The organism is Leptospira sanjuanensis, assembly GCF_022267375.1.
Classification (GTDB): Bacteria; Spirochaetota; Leptospiria; order Leptospirales; family Leptospiraceae; genus Leptospira; species Leptospira sanjuanensis.
Window position 1 is genome coordinate 295388 of record NZ_JAIZBH010000001.1, and the last position, 17946, is coordinate 313333.

Consider the following 17946-nt stretch of genomic DNA (forward strand, 5'->3'; position numbering starts at 1 on the left):
TCGAACGATTTCCGTTTAAGGTCGGATTTTGTTTTTAGTCCGTTCTTCTTTCGAAAAACGGACTTCGCTTAACAAATCATTGATAACTTTCGATCGGTAAACAGGAACAAACAAGGTTTCTGTCTCCGTAAACGTTATCCACTCTTCCCACATAGGGCCAGAACTTATGATCTCTAAGCCAAGAAGCGGGATAAGCCGCACGTTCTCTAGGATACAAATGGTCCCAACGATCGGAAGTGACCATCGCTGCCGTATGAGGAGAATTTTTCAAAGGATTGTCCGTTTTATCGAGCGTTCCGTTTTGAACGTCCATAATTTCCTGATGAATAAGCAACATCGCTTCGCAGAAACGATCCAATTCTTCCAAGGACTCGGATTCGGTCGGCTCGATCATTAAGGTTCCCGGTACGGGAAAGGACATCGTAGGCGCGTGAAATCCGTAGTCGATCAATCTCTTCGCCACGTCTTCGACTTCGATTCCGGCGGTTTTTTTAAACGGTCTTACGTCCAGAATACATTCGTGAGCGACAAAGCCGTTCTTTCCCTTGTAAAGAACGGGATACGCTTTTTCCAAACGTTTTGTGATGTAGTTTGCGTTTAAGATGGAAGTCTGAGTCGCATTTTTCAGCCCTTCTTCCCCCATAAGAGCGATGTATGTCCAGGAAATCAATACGATGCTCGCGCTTCCCCAGGGAGCGGCGGAGACCGCTCCGTGTTCGTTGCCGGTTGCATTGTCCACAAGCACGTGTCCGGGTAAGAATGGAACGAGATGTTTTGCGACTCCAATCGGTCCTACTCCCGGACCGCCGCCTCCGTGAGGGATACAAAACGTCTTATGAAGATTGAGATGGCAAACGTCGGCGCCGATTTCTCCGGGGCTTGTTAATGCGACCTGCGCGTTCATATTCGCGCCGTCCATATAGACCTGACCGCCGTGCGCGTGAACGATCTGACAGATTTCCTTTACCGATTCTTCGAACACGCCGTGAGTGGAAGGATAGGTGATCATCAATGCGGCGAGATCGTCTTTGTGTTCTTCCGCTTTCGTTTTGAGATCATCCAGATCCACGTTTCCGTTTTGATCGCAGGAAACGACCACGACTTTGAAACCCGCCATCGCCGCGCTCGCAGGGTTGGTTCCGTGAGCGGAAATCGGAATCAGACAAACGTTTCTATGAGCTTCTTTTCTACTTTCATGATATCTGCGGATCGCTAAAAGACCCGCGTATTCTCCTTGAGAACCCGCGTTCGGTTGAAGGGAAACTCCCGCAAAACCGGTGATTTCGCAGAGCCATTTTTCCAGTTGTTCAAAGATAACTTTGTATCCTTTGGTCTGATCCGCAGGCGCGAACGGATGGATCGCACCGAACTCCGGCCAAGTGACGGGATACATTTCCGTGGTCGCGTTGAGTTTCATCGTGCAGGAACCGAGAGGAATCATCGACGTAGTCAAAGAAAGATCCCTGGATTCGAGCTTACGGATATAACGAAGCATCTTCGTTTCGGTATGATGCGATTGAAAAATCGGATGCGTCAGGTAAGAAGTGTTTCTTTTGAAAGTATCGGAAACGTTCGGAGCCGCCGCGAAACTTTTCTCGACGTCCGCATTCTTCACATCGAAAATCTCGAACAGATCGTTGAGGTCGGCAACATTTACAGTTTCGTCTAACGCGATCCCGATTCTTCCGTCCTGATATTCTCTCAGATTGATCTTTTTGGAGCGCGCTTTGTTTAAAATTTCCTTCGCCTTTCCGCCCGCTTGAATCGTAAGCGTATCAAAGAAAGAATTGTTCGTAATCGTAAATCCCGCCGATTTAAGCGCGTTTGCGAGAACCGCGGTGAATTTATGAATGCGAGTCGCGATATTTTTCAGGCCTTCGGGTCCGTGATAAACCGCATACATGGAAGAAATCACCGCAAGCAAAACCTGCGCCGTGCAGATGTTGCTCGTCGCTTTGTCTCTGCGGATATGCTGTTCTCTGGTTTGAAGAGAAAGTCTGAGTCCGGGATTTCCTTGCGAGTCTTTGGAAACTCCGATCAATCTTCCCGGCATGTTGCGTTTGAATTCGTCTTTCGTTGCGAAGTAGCCCGCGTGCGGTCCTCCGAATCCGAGAGGAAGTCCGAATCTTTGAGAAGAACCGACCGCGATATCCGCACCCATTTCCCCCGGAGATTTCAAAAGCGTCAGAGACAAAAGATCGGCTGCGACGGCGGATATCGCCCCCACGTTATGCGCTCTTTGAATAAAGGTAGTATAATCGATTACGTTTCCGTCGGTCGCGGGATATTGCAGAAGAATTCCGAAAAAGTCTTCGTTGAGTTCGACCGATTCGTGGTTTCCGATTTCCACTTCGATTCCGAGAGGATTCGCTCTGGTTACGACGACGTCGATCGTTTGCGGATGACAAAGTTCCGACACGAAGAATTTTTTTGCGGTCTCGTTCTTACGGACGGAATACGCAAGAAACATCGCTTCCGCAGCGGCGGTTCCTTCGTCGAGGAGAGACGCGTTCGAAATTTCCAAACCTGTCAAATCGATGATCATCGTCTGAAAGTTCAAAAGCGCTTCGAGACGGCCTTGAGAAATCTCCGCCTGATAAGGGGTATAAGCTGTATACCAACCCGGGTTTTCGAGAATGTTCCTTTGAATCACTCCGGGAACGATACAAGCGTTGTAGCCAGCTCCGATGTAAGAACGAAAGACCTGATTCTGAGACGCGATGAGTTTCAAATCCTGAAGAATCCTGTGTTCCGTCAAAGCCTTCGGCAGATCCAGATTCTTCTTTAAGCGAATCCCGTCCGGAACCGCTTTGGAAATCAGTTCTTCCAATGAAGATAATCCCAACTCTTTCAACATTTCGGCGGTTTGTTGCGGATTCGGACCGATATGCCGCCTTGGAAAAGTGTCCAACGGACCCGTGCTTACCTTGGAAAGATCTGTGTTGGATTGGTTTTGAAGAGTCGAGTTCATAATTACCTTCTGCTAAATTCTCTATATTAGACTTTACTGTTATTCGAGTCCGGCTACGAGAGCCTTATATTTTTCCGGACTGAGAAGTTTTTCCAGCTCCGCGGTGGAAAAACCCTTTACCTTAATCATCCAGGAATCGAACGGTTTTGCGTTTACGTCGCCCGGATTTTTGGAAAGAGCCGGATTGGATTCGACGACTTCTCCGCCGATCGGAGCGTAGAGGTCTTCCGCCGCTTTTACGGATTCGATGGTTCCGAAGGTTTCGAATTGTTTGATCGATTTTCCGGCTTTCGGAAGATCCACAAATACGATATCACCGAGCGCTGATTGAGCGAAGTCCGAAATTCCGATGAGAGCGATGTCTCCTTCCACTTTTACCCATTCGTGTTTTTCCGAGAAAAGATATCCTGCGGGTGCTTGCGTTTCTGCCATGATCCGTTGTTTCCTGATTTAGTTTTTTCTGATGCTGCCTGGGACAAAAGGCTTTGTCGTTATGATAGCTTGTTTGGGTTGCTCGCGGATTTCAATCTGAATCGGTTCGCCGTCCTTGATTTTTTCGGCGCGGATCAAAGCCAAGCCGATTCCCTTCTTTAAGGAAGGGGAGAATGTTCCTGAAGTCGTTTTTCCGATTTCGTTTCCTTGAGAATCGAGAACGCGGAAATTCTCGCGAGGAACACCCGCTTCCGTTAATTCGAAGGCGACGATTTTTGACGGAACTCCGTTTTTCTTTTGGGAAAGAATTTTATCGGAACAAAAGTAGGATTGTTCCTTTTCCTTTACGATCCAGCCTATTCCGGATTCGATCGGTGTCCAAAGGTCGTTGAGTTCATGTCCGTATAACGGATATTTTGCTTCGATTCTCAGAGTGTCTCTCGCACCGAGTCCGCAAGGAAGAAGTCCTTGTTCTTTACCGAATTCCAAAAGTCCGTTCCAGAGTTTTAGTCCTAAAGGAATGGAAGAATAAATTTCAAAGCCGTCTTCTCCCGTGTAACCGGTTCGGGAAACGATGATCTCTTCGCCTTCGTGTTGAAGCAGGGCGAAGTGATAATACTTGATCGAATCCAATTCTCTTCCTAGGAATTTCGAAAAGATTTCGTTGGCCTTCGGACCTTGCAGAGCGATTTGATGCCAGCGTAGACTTTGATCTTCTACCTTTACGCCGGATGCGGGAAGATGTTTGAGAAGATGAGCGGTAACCGCTTCGTAATTGGAAGCGTTCGAACAGATCATATATTTTTCGGGGGAGAATCTGTAGATCGTAACGTCGTCCACGAGTCCGCCTTGTTCGTTGAGAATGGCGTTGTATTGAACTTGAAAGTCGTTCAAAGAAGAAACGGAATTACAGGTGACCGATTCCAAAAAACGAAGAATCGCATTCGCTTCGCCGGTCACGAAAATTTCTCCCATATGAGAAACATCGAAAAGGCCGGCCGCTTGACGCGTCGCGTTGTGTTCCGCGATAATCCCCGAATATTGAACGGGCATGTCCCAGCCCCCAAACGGAATCATTTTGGCGCCGAGCGCGCGATGGGTTTCGTAGAGCGGTGTTTTTTTATCTTGGGACATAAAGCTTTCCGGGTACCAATTTTTACTAGTTCCGTATAGGGACAAATGGATTTTTGGGTAAATTTTTACCAATTCGCGGCCGAAGGCGGGAAGGAACGGGATTTTAAGCGGAACCTGCCGGAAAAACCACCCGTATTGATTGGAGCGAACTTTCCGATTCTCCGCTGTTGCGAATGAAAGGAAAGGCGCTTTTCTATCCTTCCGATCTCGGAATCAAGACATGATATGCGGAAAAAATTGATAAAACTATATTAGAGAATTAGTTTTTTTTAATATTGCTTAATATTGAAATTTCACGTTCGAACCTTGAGTTTGGAATTAAATGATTGTCTTTTTCTGCGGATCTTCGATGGTTTCCGTTATGAAAAAAATCCGTATTGTTGCGTTAGTAATCGTTTCCGTCCTTTTCGTTTTACAGTGTTCCGAAATATCTCCTCGTCAAAAATGTTACGAAGATAATTATTGCAAATCCGCCGAATCGGATTGTATCGCCGGTTCTTTGTTGATTTCATCCTTGCTTGCAAATAATTCAAGCGGCTCCGGTTCGAGCTCATCAAGTGCAAGTTCATCGAATTCTTTTTTGAGTTTTTTATTTAGCCCGATTACCTGCATTGGCGCTAAAGCGTCTTGTGAAGCGGATTGCGACAAGAAACACGCGTTTTGATATTGTTTGAGGTTCTATTTGTATCGTCTAAAACCGATACGAAACGCAATCGGATCGTAGGCTCAATCGTAATAAGAACGGAAGAAGTTTTTTAGTGAGCGGCACTTGTATGAATGTGGAAAAATTGCGGCCTCTTTGCGGTTCAGTTTATAACTTAATGCAGAAATGCTAATGTGTTTCATTGATTGAAGATCGGATTTGGGATACAATCGAATTATGAATAAAATATTGATCCTCAATCTTTGGCTTTTGTGGGTTTCTTCTGCCGTCTCCTGTAACCAAACGACTTCTAAAGAACGTTGTGAAAACACATGCAAAGAGCGGTCGCAAATTTGCTTTTCAGCTTTGATCGTAAAAGATTCTTCCGCTCAGGCCTCGAACCAAAGTTCGAATCCGGCAGGGGATGCGATTGCGAACTGTTCCGTCTTTTACAATTTATGCCAAACCGATTGTAAACTGAAGGATATGTATTGAAAGGATCAATCGGTTCTCAGCGATTCCTGCACGATCGTTTGAACGGCTTCTATTTTATAAGGTTTGTCTAATATGCTGACGACGCCTTGTTCCAATAATTTCTCCTTCTTATCCCGTTCTATGTGACCGGAGGTGACGATCACCTTAATGGAAGGAGTTATTTTTTTTAAAAGCGCAAAAAGAACATCGCCGTTCATTTCGGGCATTCCCAGATCCGTAATGACCAAATCGATTTTGTCTTTCGAATTCTGATAGAGTTCCAAAGCTTGTTTTCCACTGTTCGCCGAGAAAACTTTGCAGCCCGATAACTCCAAAATATCTTTGAGAACGTCGAGAACCATAATTTCGTCGTCTACGATCAATACGTTCGCATTCAGTCGGGTTTGTTTTTTTACCTTGTCCGTATCGGCGACTTCTCCGGAGGAAACGGCCGGAAAGAATAAAGAAAATTTTGTTCCCTGATTGGGGAAGGATTCGACGTCGATAAAACCGAAATGATTTTTAGTGATCGTATCCACGATCGAAAGACCTAAACCGGTTCCTTTTCCCCGTTCTTTGGTCGTAAAGAAAGGTTCGAAAATTTTCGACTTCGTTGTAGAATTCATTCCTCTTCCCGTATCCGAAACTTGAATACAGACGTACCGGTTGGCGGTTCCGGAAATGAATTTTTTACGAACTTCTTCTCCCGTAACGATGCTTTCCTGAATCGTAATTTTTCCGCCGTCGGGCATCGCGTCTCTCGCGTTCAACGCCAGATTAAGAATCACCTGATGAAGATGTCCGCTGTCGCCCAAGATGATTCCTTTTGTGAGATCGACTTTCGTTTCAATCGAAATGTTTTTCGGAAGCGAAAACCCAAGAATATCCGTTACTTCTTTGATAATATGCGAAATGGAAATCGGTTTGAGTTCGGAGGAGCCCGGTCTTGAAAAAAGAAGAAGCTGTTTGGTGATCGAGCCTCCGCGTTTTGCCGCTTCAATAATTCTGTTTACGTGTTTATTCAGGTCGGAATTCTTATCGATCCGAAGTTCCATAACTTCCGCGCTTCCGAGAATCATCGTAAGTAGGTTATTGAAATCGTGCGCGATTCCTCCCGCAAGAAGGCCGATGCTTTCCATCTTTTGCGCTTGTCTTACGATTTCTTCGGTCACCTTTCTTTCTGAAATATTTCTAACGATTCCTTGAATATACCCGTTTTCCAAATAACGCGCATTGATTTCCACGGGGACGATGCTTCCGTCTTTGCGAACCAATCGTCTTTCCGTCAAAACCGGTCTACCGGCTTTCAGGTCGTTGACTCGAAGCGGTTGTTTTTTGAGATCTTCGGGTTCGATCACATCCCATAGATGAAGTTTCAGAAATTCTTCCTTTGTATAACCTAACAATGCACAGCCGCTCGGATTGATTTCGACGTATCTGCCTTCCCGATCGGTAAGAAAGATCGTATCCGAAGCTTGTTCCACAAGAGAGCGATAACGGGCTTCACTTTCCGTTTTAAGGTCTTCGATTCTTTTTCTTTCGATCGCAATACCCGCGATATGAGCCAGAGAATGAATCAATCTTAGATCCAGTTCCGAAGGGCGTTTCGGTTCGTAATAATAGAGCGCGAACGTGCCTAACACTTGTTCGGTGGGAGATAGGATCGGATGAGACCAGCAAGCGCGTAAATGAAATCGGTTTGCAGTGTCCTTATATTTTAGCCAAAGAGGATCGTTTTGTATGTCTTCGACGACAACGAGTTTTTTCGTATAAGCCGCGGTTCCGCAGGATCCGCAGTCGGGACCGATTCGTTCTCCGTCCACGAAGTCGCAATATTCTTTGGGAAGACTTGGAGCTGCACAATGCCTGAGAGTAACGCCGTCTTGGTCGATTAACAGAATACTCGCGTGAATATCGGAACTATATTTTTCGATCGCTTGAGCCAAAGTAAAAAGAATTTCGGAAAGCGAATACCCTGCGGAAAGATCTTCAAAAATCCGAAAGAGATGATCCAAGAGAACTTCGATCTTTTTCTGTTCTTCCAAATCGGAAAGAGCCAACCATCCTTTGGATAAAAATAAGTTTCGAAAAAAAGTTTTTAAGAATACGATCGGAGAGGTTAAGAATTTAAAAAAAGTTTCAAAGGACGAGGAAGCAGTGTTTTTTTTGGGGAATGCCGCAGTATCGATATAATGATGAATCATAGTGTACCACTTTCAATCCTTTCGTTTATACCAAAGTGACGGCAGAGAATCGAGTCGAGAGCATACCTTCACCGATTTAAAACGGATCGCAGAGAAAAACGATACCATAGAATCCTAAAAAGGAAATCTTAAAGATAAAATAAGGCCGTTTTCGATCGGAATTTTCGAGGAATCAAATTCGGATTAACGTAGATCGTTTTAAAGTGAATTCTCGGATTTGTTTAATTCTTTGCAAAGAACGCGTTTTTAAGTCCAATTGTAGAAAATTATGAGTTGTCTGTTCTGTAAAAACGGTGAAAAAACTTTTTTCCGAAGAGTTACCTTGACTGAGGATCGTTATTCCTATGATTTTCCGATCCGGGACATCGTGGAACATTCCACGGAGGTTTTTCCCGATATTTATCGATGCAAAACCTGCGCTTCTTTGTGGGTCATTCAAAGCAGAGGAACGGGCGATCCAAGATCCACATATCCCGAGTTTTATGTTCAGGAAGCGAGGCTGCTCGAGGGCAAGGAAAAAGAGATCGTGGAAAATCCGACCCTCGATAAACTTCTTGCGATCCGATTCGACGAAAAGCAGATTCTTCCCTACGGTTTCGCGGTGTCCTGCCTTCAAAAGATAGAACACGATGAACGAAAAACATTAAAGAAATTGTATATGGAAAGACCGATCGATCTTGATAATTCGATCAAGTATTGGTTGGAAAAGTGGTTTTCCGAGAATTTTCCGGAAGAACATAAAAAAATAACCGAACAAGGATTTCACGACGGTGCCGTTCCGATTCTTACTCTTCCGAAAGGAACCCGGACGATCGAAAGTTGTTCCATCGATGCGGATCGAATCGTTCTTTGGACCGCGGAAGGGGAAGAAAAACATTTTTTAAGTGCGATCGAAGTTAAGACCGGAAACGTATTATGGAAAACGAATATTCTTCCTCCGTTTCAAAGCGGTCCGAAGGTGCCGATTTTGTTTTGGAAAGCCGGATACGTTTGTTCTTTTCACGGCGTTCAGGAAACTCCGTTTTCCCTTTTGGATCGTCCCGATAAGCTGCTCATTCACGACTTAAACGGAAAAAAGTTGGGAGAATTCCTATTACAATTTTCCTGTTACGAAGTCGATCCGACGAGGGAACGGGATTATTCGGAATGTAGAACGGTCCATAACTTTGATGTAACGATTCATCATGACATTCTTTATTTGGCGAGGGACCGCTCCATCGTCGTTTACGATCTTCTCCGCCAAAAAGAAATCCGCCGATTGGATCTTCCCAACGGAGAAATTTTTTCGGGAAGAATGTTGTTCGACGAAACGGAGAATCTAATTCCGATCACGATGAAAGGATTTTCGGTGTTCGATTCCCGGTTTAAGCCGTTGACGGATTGGAAATCATTCGCACATCCGGTTTGGATCGACGAACGCTTGAATGTTTTTTATTATTATGCGAAGATCGAAAATCCGCAAAGAAACGGCTTAATCGAATTTAAGGAAAAACAGAATAGCGGCGTGGAATTGATTCATTTTTTGAACGCTCCGCCGTTGAATTTCGATGAGGGTTATCTTTTTTGTTTCGGTTACGATAAGACGTATGTCACCGATTCGGAATTTCGGATTCTAAAAATATACGATAAGACTTGTACCGATATTTTAGGTCCGCACAAAAGTCCGAATCCGAATCTTCCCGTTTTTTTAACCGAGGATCGACTCGTCTTTGCGGAAGATTATAAACACGTCACGATTTTAAACCGAAACGGAGAATTGATCGCAGAATATCCGATCCAAAGCGAACTCAGAAAGATTTTCACGTTTGACGGAAAGAATATCGCGTTTGTCGAATATGTTTACGACGGCTACGGAGCGGAGAATCGATTTCTTTTGACTGTTTTGGGACCGGACGGAGAACGAAAACGTCGGATTCTTTTGAGAACCCTGGACGGTTTTAATATTTGTTTCGAGGCATACTTGACTTTCGTTTACGATTTCAAATTGATGAGGATCGATCTGGTGGAAAACCCTAATCCTTGAATGCGAAGAAACTTTTGAACTTGAAGACGCTTTTCATCTATGACATTCTGATTTTAGTAAGGAAATGTAAATCATTACGGAAATGGAATATGTATTAAACGGATGTCGTCATTGCGGTAAGGTAAATTACGAGGTTGAATTGGGTTTGTCGAAAGGAAGTTCAAAATGCGAATGTTCCTTTCACCAAACAAGAGTTTGGCGAAAGGTGGAAGAATTCGTTATTCTTTAACTGCTTCCAATCCGCTGCGAGCCGCTTGACCGTCCTGGCTTGAAGTTCCTCCGGAAACCCCGATGGCTCCGGCGATTTTTCCATCGATCAAAATCAATTCTCCGCCTTCCAGAGGATATACTCCCGGTAAGCCTAGAATTCTTAATCCGACTCCGCCGGCGGCAATCGCGTCCTCCATCGATTTTGTGGGTCTTCTAAAATTGTTCGCGCATTTCGCCTTTCCCTGCGAAATATCGATCGAACCGAATTGGGCTCCGTCCATTCTTTCCAGAAGGATCAGATTGCCTCCGGAATCGACTACGGAAAAGACCATCTTCCAGCCGTTCTTTTTCGCTTCGTTCTGCGCTTTGAGTACGATCTTTTTTGCGAGATCTAAACGTACTGGGTTTCCGTAATCCGGAAAACTGGGTTGGCTTTGGCTTGCGATATAAAACGGATTTATTAGAAAAATAGAAACCGTTAATGCGACAATGAATTTTGGATTCATGGATGATTCTCCCTTGTGTGAATTGAAGTTCAATGGAACGGCGATCCAAACGAATCGACTCGAACCAAAGAAAGTTTTGATTGTTAGTTTAACCTTTTCGGATTTGAAACTGGAATCGATCCTTGGACCGAATGTCGTAGGATCGAGGAGGGCGGCTTTCTTCCGTAAAACCGTTTCGAGGAAAAATCCCGACGGAAGTTCGGAATTAAAAAAATTGAAACGGGAGCTTTCCGTTCTGTCAAGCGGTTTATGCGATCTTGAATGGTAATGAAATCGGAATTCGATTCGGCGCCGATCGGATCAAAAAAAGCTTTCCTACTTTCGAAAAGAAAAAAGAATTCTGCGCTAAGATGAATTCCAAAATCAAAGTTAGATTTCTTTTCGAGATTTTTTTCGTGGTTCTTTTTTCCTCCGCCGTGCCTTCCTGTTCGGGCGCGCCGATCGTCAATAAGCCGTTAGACGGCATTGTGGATTTGCAGGGACATCGGGGTGCAAGAGGTTTAAAACCGGAAAATACGTGGCCCGCGTTCGAGGAGGCGATCCGTTACGAGATGACTACTTTGGAATTGGACACGGTTCTTACCAAAGATAAGAAAATCGTAATTCATCACGATTCGGAAACCAATCCAACGATCTGTCAGAAAAAGGACGGAACTCCGATTTCTTCCGTTTCACTATACGATTTGACTTTGGCGGAATTGAAACAACTGGATTGCGGGACTAAAAAAAATCCGAAATATCCGGAACAAGTTTCCGTTCCGGGAACCGAACTGATTACGATTGAAGAATTTTTCTCGCTCGTCGCAAACGTTGAAAAGAAGAATCCGAATCGGCCGAAGCTCAAATTCAATATCGAAACGAAGTTCCCGAACGACGACAAGGCTCAACTTCCTATGGAGAAAGTGAGGGATCATGTAACTCTCCTCGTCAAAGCCGTCGAAGATGCAAAAGCCGCGGATCGAACAACGATCCAATCGTTTTACATACAAGCGTTGCCGATCGTAAAGGAAAAAAATCCAAAGATCAAAACGAGCGCTCTTTTTTCCGTAACATACTTTCAAGGCGCCCTGATGAAATTGGGATTCGGAAATTCCGCTCGCGAAAACGCGTTGAAAAAAACGATCGAAGTGAAAGCGGATATTATTTCTCCGTATTTCTTATACGTGACGGAAGCATTCGTTCAGGAAGCGCATTCTCATAAAATTTCCGTGATCCCTTGGACGGTGAACGAGCCGGATGAAATGAGAAGATTGATCGATGCGGGTGTGGACGGTATAATCAGTGATTATCCGGATCGATTGATGCAAGCGATCAAAAGATAAGAAGCTGAAACGCGATCGAAAAATGGATACGTTCGATCCCATAAAAAATTCCGATTCTTTATTTTGTCGAAGAGGGTAGTGCTAAAAAGTTTTTATATTTCGTAGCGTTTCTTCTACTGCGAATTTGTTCCCAGATTAAGTTGCCGATCATCGATCGAGGAATTCTCGGTTCTTTTCCTTGTCCCATTCTTCGGAACTGAAATTTGATGGCGGACATTTTTGAAAGAGAACTGAAAACCGGATTGGAAAGATTCGGAAGATTGAATTCGATCGTTTCCGCGTTTCCGGAAAGAAGTCGAGAAGCGCAATCCGGGTCGAAAGCGAACGGAGCCGCGATTCCGACCAGGTCGATGGCGCCGGAAGTGATTGCATTTTCCATAATATTCTTGGAACGGAAACCGCCCGTGGATATCAAAGGCATCTTTGCGATCGATCTCGCCTTTTTCGCAAAATCCAAAAAATACGCTTCGCGTTTGCGCGTTCCATTGAATTCTCCTCCCTGCATGGCGGGAGATTCGTAGTTTCCTCCCGATATTTCAAGTAGATCTAAATTAGATTGATTTAACATTTCAATCACTTGGATCGCGTTTTCTTCCGCAAAACCCCCGCCTTGAAAATCGGCCGAGTTGAGTTTTACTCCGACTCCGAATTCTTTTCGGGTGGAAGCGCGGATTCCGTTTACGATTTCGAGAAGAATTCTCGCGCGATTCTCCAGAGAACCGCCCCATTGATCCTTGCGAAGATTGGTCAACGGAGAAAGAAACTGATTGATCAAATAACCGTGAGCGGCGTGCACTTCGACTCCGTCGAAGCCAGCTTTTTCCGCGATGACCGCGGCTTGAATAAAACGATCGATGATTTTTTTGATTTCGTCTTCGGTGAGGGCGCGTGGAGTTCCGAAAACTTTCGCGAACATTCTTCCTGGAATATGAACTTTCACGGCGGAAGGGGCGACCGGAGTTTCCGAAATAAAACTGAAAACCTGTCTACCGGGATGATTGATTTGCATCCAAATTTTAGAGCCGCCCGATTTTCCCGCGTCGGCCCATCGTTTGAAAGAATCCAATTTTCCTTGGTCTCGGATAATGACATTTCCCGGTCCGGTCAACGCGGTCGGATCTACCATAGCGTTTCCGGTCAAAAGAAGTCCGGCTCCACCGTTTCCCCAGCGTTCATACAAACGAATCATTTCTTTTCCGGGAAGAAACTCGTCGTCGGCTAAACTTTCTTCCATCGAAGCTTTGGCGATCCGGTTCTTTAAAACCTGGCCGTTGGGCAATGTGAGGCTTTGAGAGAGCGGGGAAACTGTTTGGGACATGGGACTTCTCCAGTTCGGAATTTTCTTTCCTACCCATCGGTATTTATGGAGAATTCTTTGTCAACGCTTAATTCCTACCGGTTGGTATTTATTTTTACTTTGAAAAGCGAATTCGTTTGACCGGAGGAAAGTGGTTCCGAAGATGAAAGGGAGAATTTCGCAATGTCAAAGACTCTTGGCTGGAAAAAATTACCCGAGGACGTTCGGAGAGAATCGATTCTCTCCGCGGCGATGCGTTGTTTTTTTTCCAAGGGTTTTGAAAAGACATCGGTTCAAGACATCGCCGAAACGGCCGGTTTGACCAAGGGTGGAATCTACTTTCACTTCGAAAGTAAGGAAGAAATCCGGGACACTCTGATCCGTGAATTTTTAAATTTAGAACGTTTCGGATTTCAGGATCCGGAAGTTCTTTCTCTTTCTCCGCATCTGAGAATGAAGGAATATTTGGAGCGACTGGCGAATCGTCTTACGATCGAAGGGAATTGTTCTCCTCGGTTGTTTGCCGAAGCGACTTCCAACGGCGGAAGCATGGAGAAGGAAATCGTCGCCTTTTACGATTCTCTTGAATCCGTTTTTGCAAAGACGATTCAAGAAGGACAGAATCAGGGAAGCATCGTAAATTCTATGCCCGCAGTCTTAATCGCGCGCACCATTCTCGCGGTATTCGACGGGCTACAGATCCAAGCCGATATTTCTCCCTCGCAACGAGACCTGCAAGTGAGGGGAAGAGAAGTTCTCAATTCTTTCTTTAAGAATCTTCTTTTAACGTTCGATCCGACCTGCGAAACGAAAAAGTAAATCCTAATTTCCGATCGCGATCAAAACGGAATGAATTCCGATTCCTAGATAATTTCCTAACGCGTATCCGATCAATCCCGTGAGAATTCCCACAACCAAAACGCCTTTGTTTCCGATCGCCTGCGAAACCGGCGGAACGAACGCGGGTCCGTAGATGCTCGATACGGAAGTGATCATCCAGGTATCGACCGGAATTCGAAAGAGAATTCCCAAGAGAAGGTGGAGTAGAATCGCTCCGAAAAGAATCGACGTTAAGATGAGAAACACGGAACCGAAATCTTTTTTCAATTCCTCCAAATCCGCAAGAAAACCGATCGAGACCGAAAAGACCAAAATCATATAACTTCCGAACTCGTATGTTTTGAGTTGCCGCACTTTGGAATGAAAGGAAATTCCGATTCCCCAGGTTGTGATTCCGAGAAGGATCGAAGGCGCGTACAAAGAAGAGAAGATCAAAAACGTAAACGCGACCGAAACTCCGAAACCAAGCGTCGCCAACAACAAACCGATCCCGTTCGGCAGAAGTATTTTTTTTAACGGAAGTTTATCTTCTACTTTTGCGGACGATTCAGTTTCTTCGATCGGAACGTTTTTGACTTCTTCCTTTTTCAGAAAGAACGAAAAGATTTTTTTTCCAAAAGTCAGTAAGAAGAGAAGATAAATCCCGCCGATGACTACATCGATCGTGTTGACCAAGGCGATCGTTTCTTTATTTGCGCTTAAGGCCAATCCGATCGCGTTCAGGTTCGGAGTTCCGCCGGTATACATGCCGGAAAGCATGCTCGCGATTTTTGCGGATTCGGGATGCGTTTCCGCATATATGTATCCTACTAGCGCGGCGGATATCGCAACCGCCACCGCGGATAAAAAGAAGGAGAAGAGAGCGAGTTTCGCTTCGCCGAACCCTTTTCGAAAATCGGTGGAACTTAAAAGCAGAGGAATCGCAAGAGGAATCGCAATATCGGCTATGGTAAGAGGCACCGATTTCGGAATCCACGAATGAGGGACGAGGTTTCCCAAAAGGATTCCCGCAATGTAGCAGATCGATACGGAACCTAGGATTCCGAGCAGTTTGACTTTTTGCGTGAGACGGATTGCGAGCCACGGGAAAAAAAGAATAAACAAAGCCAAAAATATCGGATTAAGGATCGAAGATGCGAATTCCATAAGGGTTCCTGAATATACAAAAATTTTAATCTTTCAATTCCGTATCGCGAGACCCTTGTTTGTGCGGACCGTTTCGAATCTTTGTTTGTATCCGATTCGGAAGTCCGCTCTTTCACGATTCGGTTCAAACCGACTCATAACTCTTCTTTTATTAAAATATCAGAACGGGATTTTGAAAATTCAAGCAGAAAAGCCGCCGAACGTACGTTTGGCCGATTTCTTTTTTACAGCGTGTCCCAAAACCTAATTTTACTTTAGCAGAAAGATCATCGGCAAGGTTCTGTCCCGGTTTTTGGGACAGGTTCTTATGGAAATTCTAAGATTTTATGGAAAAGGATGACTTCTTTGTTCGACGGATTTCCGAAAAAAGGGGAAACCGAAACGGGATAGAATCCGGTCTTAGTTTACGTTTTTTGGTATTCCGGAAAGATTGAGATTCTGTAAGGAATTAGGATGAGTTTCGTTTCGAATTGTAAAGTACCTTCATTATTGATCACGATCGGTTTGTATCTTCCGATTGCGGGTTGTCTCGACGCGGAGCCGATTCCTGCAAAGGTGAACGAGATCCGTCTTCCTGCGGGAGCCTCTCGAGTCGCTTTTCCGAAAAATTCTTTTTCCGATTTCGTTCGGAATCTTCCCTTAAAAAGCGAACGGACTCTTTGGACGTATAAAAAGCAAAACATCATCCGCAGATACGACACGATCGCCGTTTTGGATCTTCCTCTTTTATTCAAAGACGATTTGGAACAATGCGCCGATTATTCAATGCGGGTTTGGGCGGAATATCACAAACAAACCGGCAACTTAAATCGGCTGTATCTTTTCGATTACAACGGAAATCGAAAACGATTTCAAGAAAGCGGTCTTTCGTATTCATCTTTTTTAAGAAAGGCATTCGCTTCCTCCAATTCCTATTCTTTGAAGAAGGGCGGGGCGGTCGTTACGGAAAAGGATTTGAGACCGGGAGATCTTTTCGTTCAAAATGAAACCGGCGGAATCGGACACGTTTCTATGATTCTAGATGCGGCCGAAGCGAAAAACGGCAGGAAATTTTTTTTGATCGGATTCAGCTTTATGCCCGCTCAGGAAATGCACATTGAAAAGGCTCCGAATGAATTCGGTTCCTCCGGTTGGTTCACATACGAAGGTTTTATCGGCCATCTCAACGAATCGTATCCGTACGGGACGCCGGTTCTCCGGAGATTTTCGGAACGATAAACGAATTTGGTTTAACGAATTCTAATTTTGGAATATTCCAAAATTATCGTTTCGCTTCCCAGCCGCCCACGTGATAAGCCCGAAAGATTTGTTTGAAATTTTGAAAGCCCGCTTTGCGAAACAAATCCTCGTATCGGGCGCTCGGAATTCTATTTAAATCTTTCACTCTTTGAATGTACGTTTTCAGAGCTTCTTCTTCCCAGCCCTGAAACGTTTTTAGATATAAGCCGAGTTCATTGAAAACGACTTCCATTCGTGCTTGCGAATCGTAAAGATCGAATAAGAGAAAAATTCCTCCCGGTTCCAATCGGGAGGAAATGTCCCGAAGCAGGGAAAGTTTTGCCCCGTCGTCCGGAAGAAAGTGAAGCACGAATAAAAGCGTCGCAGCGGAGAATTTACGATTCGGATCCAGAGCTGAAACCGGAGAAGAAATCAACTCCGCGTTCGGAAAATTTTTACGCGCGATTGAAATCATTTCGGGAGAGGGATCCACCCCGGTGATCGAATAACGATCGGGTGCGATCTTTAGAAGGGCTCGAAAATCCGCGCCGGTTCCGCAACCGGCTGCTAGAATTTTTTTGCCGACCGGAACCGAATTCAAAATCGAAGTCGCGACCAATTCTGAAATTCCCGAATAGAACGGAATCATCGTTCCGATTCGATTTTCGTATTGAACCGCTCTTTCCCCTTCAAAGGTTTCAATGTAATCCATAAATATCTTCCTTCTCGTTTCGGTTTAAATTGATTTCGTTTAAGCCGAACCCGATACGCCCAAGTTTTTTTCCGTCTTCCATTCTTTCCAGCCGATTGCGATCCCCAGTATATGTCCCGCGAAGGCAAGAGGAACCATAAACAAAGGAAGGAAACAAACCGGATATTCCGTTACGACTACGTTAGGCGGGTTTGTAAAGAGGATTCGGAACGGAAACGGAACGGACGTGATTCCCGTAATAACGGTCAAACCTAAAACGACGATCGCCGCCGCGTTCCAACCGATAATCCATTTCTTGGAAAGAATTCCTTTGGACACGAGAAGGAAAAGAACCGGCGCGGTGATCGGAACCCAAATGTCGAAATTCCTACCTTTGATCGTCATGATGTCGGAAATCAAGCCCTCGCGAACCAAAAGAACGATCAGGATTTCCGGAAGAATTCTCCAGACCTGAAATAAACAAAGATGAATCGATCCGAACCGGGTTAGAATCCGATGCGCCCCTTTTGAAAATCCGAATCCTAAAAAGAGCGTCAAGGTCGATAAGACGCCGATCAAAAGTCTAGGAGGAAGGTCGAATCGAAAGAAGAATCCTTGAAACCCCAAAAACCATTGTCCGATTAAAAAAGCTAGAACGACAAGGAATCCGTATGCGGGTTTGTGCGACGGGTTCGAAACGTCCTTTCGCAGAAAAAAGATCGATAGGATCGTGACGAGCGTTCCGCAGGATGCGAGAGTGAACGCGGAAATGTAAACGGGAATTGAATTTGTTTCCATAGAAACCTCCGTGAAAGAGGTTAACAGGATTCGCAAA

15 protein-coding genes are annotated in these 17946 nt (G+C 44.9%); 6 read left to right on the forward strand and 9 right to left on the reverse strand.

Going from position 1 to position 17946, the window contains the following annotated elements; all coding sequences use genetic code 11:
- Positions 1–76: 76 nt before the first annotated feature.
- From gcvP to gcvT, 3 genes are read right to left on the reverse strand one after another with little or no spacing between them, the layout of a single operon-like run.
- Positions 77–2971, reverse strand: coding sequence for an aminomethyl-transferring glycine dehydrogenase (gcvP, locus tag LFX17_RS01435; RefSeq protein WP_238744674.1), 2895 nt, complete (start codon positions 2969–2971; stop codon positions 77–79).
- Between the two features lie 39 nt (positions 2972–3010).
- The gene (gene gcvH, locus LFX17_RS01440) at positions 3011–3403 is read right to left on the reverse strand and encodes a glycine cleavage system protein GcvH (RefSeq protein ID WP_238728544.1); all 393 of its coding nucleotides are present in this window, start codon (positions 3401–3403) and stop codon (positions 3011–3013) included.
- An 18-nt stretch (positions 3404–3421) separates the two neighbouring features.
- A complete protein-coding gene (gcvT, locus tag LFX17_RS01445; RefSeq protein WP_238744675.1) occupies positions 3422–4537 on the reverse strand; it encodes a glycine cleavage system aminomethyltransferase GcvT in 1116 nt (371 codons plus the stop codon).
- Positions 4538–4898: 361 nt separating this feature from the next.
- On the opposite strand from gcvT, the gene LFX17_RS01450 reads away from it, so the two are divergent.
- Together LFX17_RS01450 and LFX17_RS20910 are read left to right on the forward strand one after the other, a co-directional pair.
- Positions 4899–5201, forward strand: a complete 303-nt coding sequence (locus LFX17_RS01450; RefSeq protein ID WP_238728546.1) for an LA_0364 family Cys-rich lipoprotein — start codon at positions 4899–4901, stop codon at positions 5199–5201.
- A gap of 216 nt (positions 5202–5417) precedes the next feature.
- On the forward strand, positions 5418–5675 hold the full coding sequence (locus LFX17_RS20910) for an LA_0364 family Cys-rich lipoprotein (protein ID WP_406600652.1): 258 nt from the start codon (positions 5418–5420) through the stop codon (positions 5673–5675).
- A gap of 5 nt (positions 5676–5680) precedes the next feature.
- On the opposite strand, the gene LFX17_RS01455 is transcribed toward LFX17_RS20910, so the two are convergent.
- Positions 5681–7858: a hybrid sensor histidine kinase/response regulator gene (locus tag LFX17_RS01455; RefSeq protein WP_238744676.1), complete on the reverse strand. Its 2178-nt coding sequence runs from the start codon at positions 7856–7858 to the stop codon at positions 5681–5683.
- A gap of 322 nt (positions 7859–8180) precedes the next feature.
- On the opposite strand from LFX17_RS01455, the gene LFX17_RS01460 reads away from it, so the two are divergent.
- Positions 8181–9881: a hypothetical protein gene (locus tag LFX17_RS01460; protein ID WP_238744677.1), complete on the forward strand. Its 1701-nt coding sequence runs from the start codon at positions 8181–8183 to the stop codon at positions 9879–9881.
- 218 nt (positions 9882–10099) lie between these two features.
- On the opposite strand, the gene LFX17_RS01465 is transcribed toward LFX17_RS01460, so the two are convergent.
- A complete protein-coding gene (locus tag LFX17_RS01465) occupies positions 10100–10597 on the reverse strand; it encodes a GlcG/HbpS family heme-binding protein (protein ID WP_238744678.1) in 498 nt (165 codons plus the stop codon).
- A gap of 350 nt (positions 10598–10947) precedes the next feature.
- Between LFX17_RS01465 and LFX17_RS01470 the strand changes: the two genes are divergently transcribed.
- Positions 10948–11919: a glycerophosphodiester phosphodiesterase gene (locus tag LFX17_RS01470; protein WP_238731466.1), complete on the forward strand. Its 972-nt coding sequence runs from the start codon at positions 10948–10950 to the stop codon at positions 11917–11919.
- Positions 11920–11977: 58 nt separating this feature from the next.
- On the opposite strand, the gene LFX17_RS01475 is transcribed toward LFX17_RS01470, so the two are convergent.
- A complete protein-coding gene (locus LFX17_RS01475) occupies positions 11978–13237 on the reverse strand; it encodes an NADH:flavin oxidoreductase/NADH oxidase family protein (protein ID WP_238744679.1) in 1260 nt (419 codons plus the stop codon).
- Positions 13238–13399: 162 nt separating this feature from the next.
- Between LFX17_RS01475 and LFX17_RS01480 the strand changes: the two genes are divergently transcribed.
- Positions 13400–14035, forward strand: coding sequence for a TetR/AcrR family transcriptional regulator (locus LFX17_RS01480; RefSeq protein WP_238728551.1), 636 nt, complete (start codon positions 13400–13402; stop codon positions 14033–14035).
- 3 nt (positions 14036–14038) lie between these two features.
- On the opposite strand, the gene LFX17_RS01485 is transcribed toward LFX17_RS01480, so the two are convergent.
- Positions 14039–15202, reverse strand: coding sequence for a DUF819 family protein (locus LFX17_RS01485; protein ID WP_238744680.1), 1164 nt, complete (start codon positions 15200–15202; stop codon positions 14039–14041).
- 453 nt (positions 15203–15655) lie between these two features.
- Here LFX17_RS01485 and LFX17_RS01490 point away from each other — a divergent pair, with 453 nt between their 5' ends.
- The gene (locus LFX17_RS01490; protein WP_238744681.1) at positions 15656–16420 is read left to right on the forward strand and encodes a DUF4846 domain-containing protein; all 765 of its coding nucleotides are present in this window, start codon (positions 15656–15658) and stop codon (positions 16418–16420) included.
- A gap of 43 nt (positions 16421–16463) precedes the next feature.
- On the opposite strand, the gene LFX17_RS01495 is transcribed toward LFX17_RS01490, so the two are convergent.
- Together LFX17_RS01495 and LFX17_RS01500 are read right to left on the reverse strand one after the other, a co-directional pair.
- Positions 16464–17132: a class I SAM-dependent methyltransferase gene (locus LFX17_RS01495; protein ID WP_238744682.1), complete on the reverse strand. Its 669-nt coding sequence runs from the start codon at positions 17130–17132 to the stop codon at positions 16464–16466.
- 39 nt (positions 17133–17171) lie between these two features.
- Positions 17172–17909: a hypothetical protein gene (locus LFX17_RS01500; protein WP_238744683.1), complete on the reverse strand. Its 738-nt coding sequence runs from the start codon at positions 17907–17909 to the stop codon at positions 17172–17174.
- Between the last annotated feature and the right edge of the window lie 37 nt (positions 17910–17946).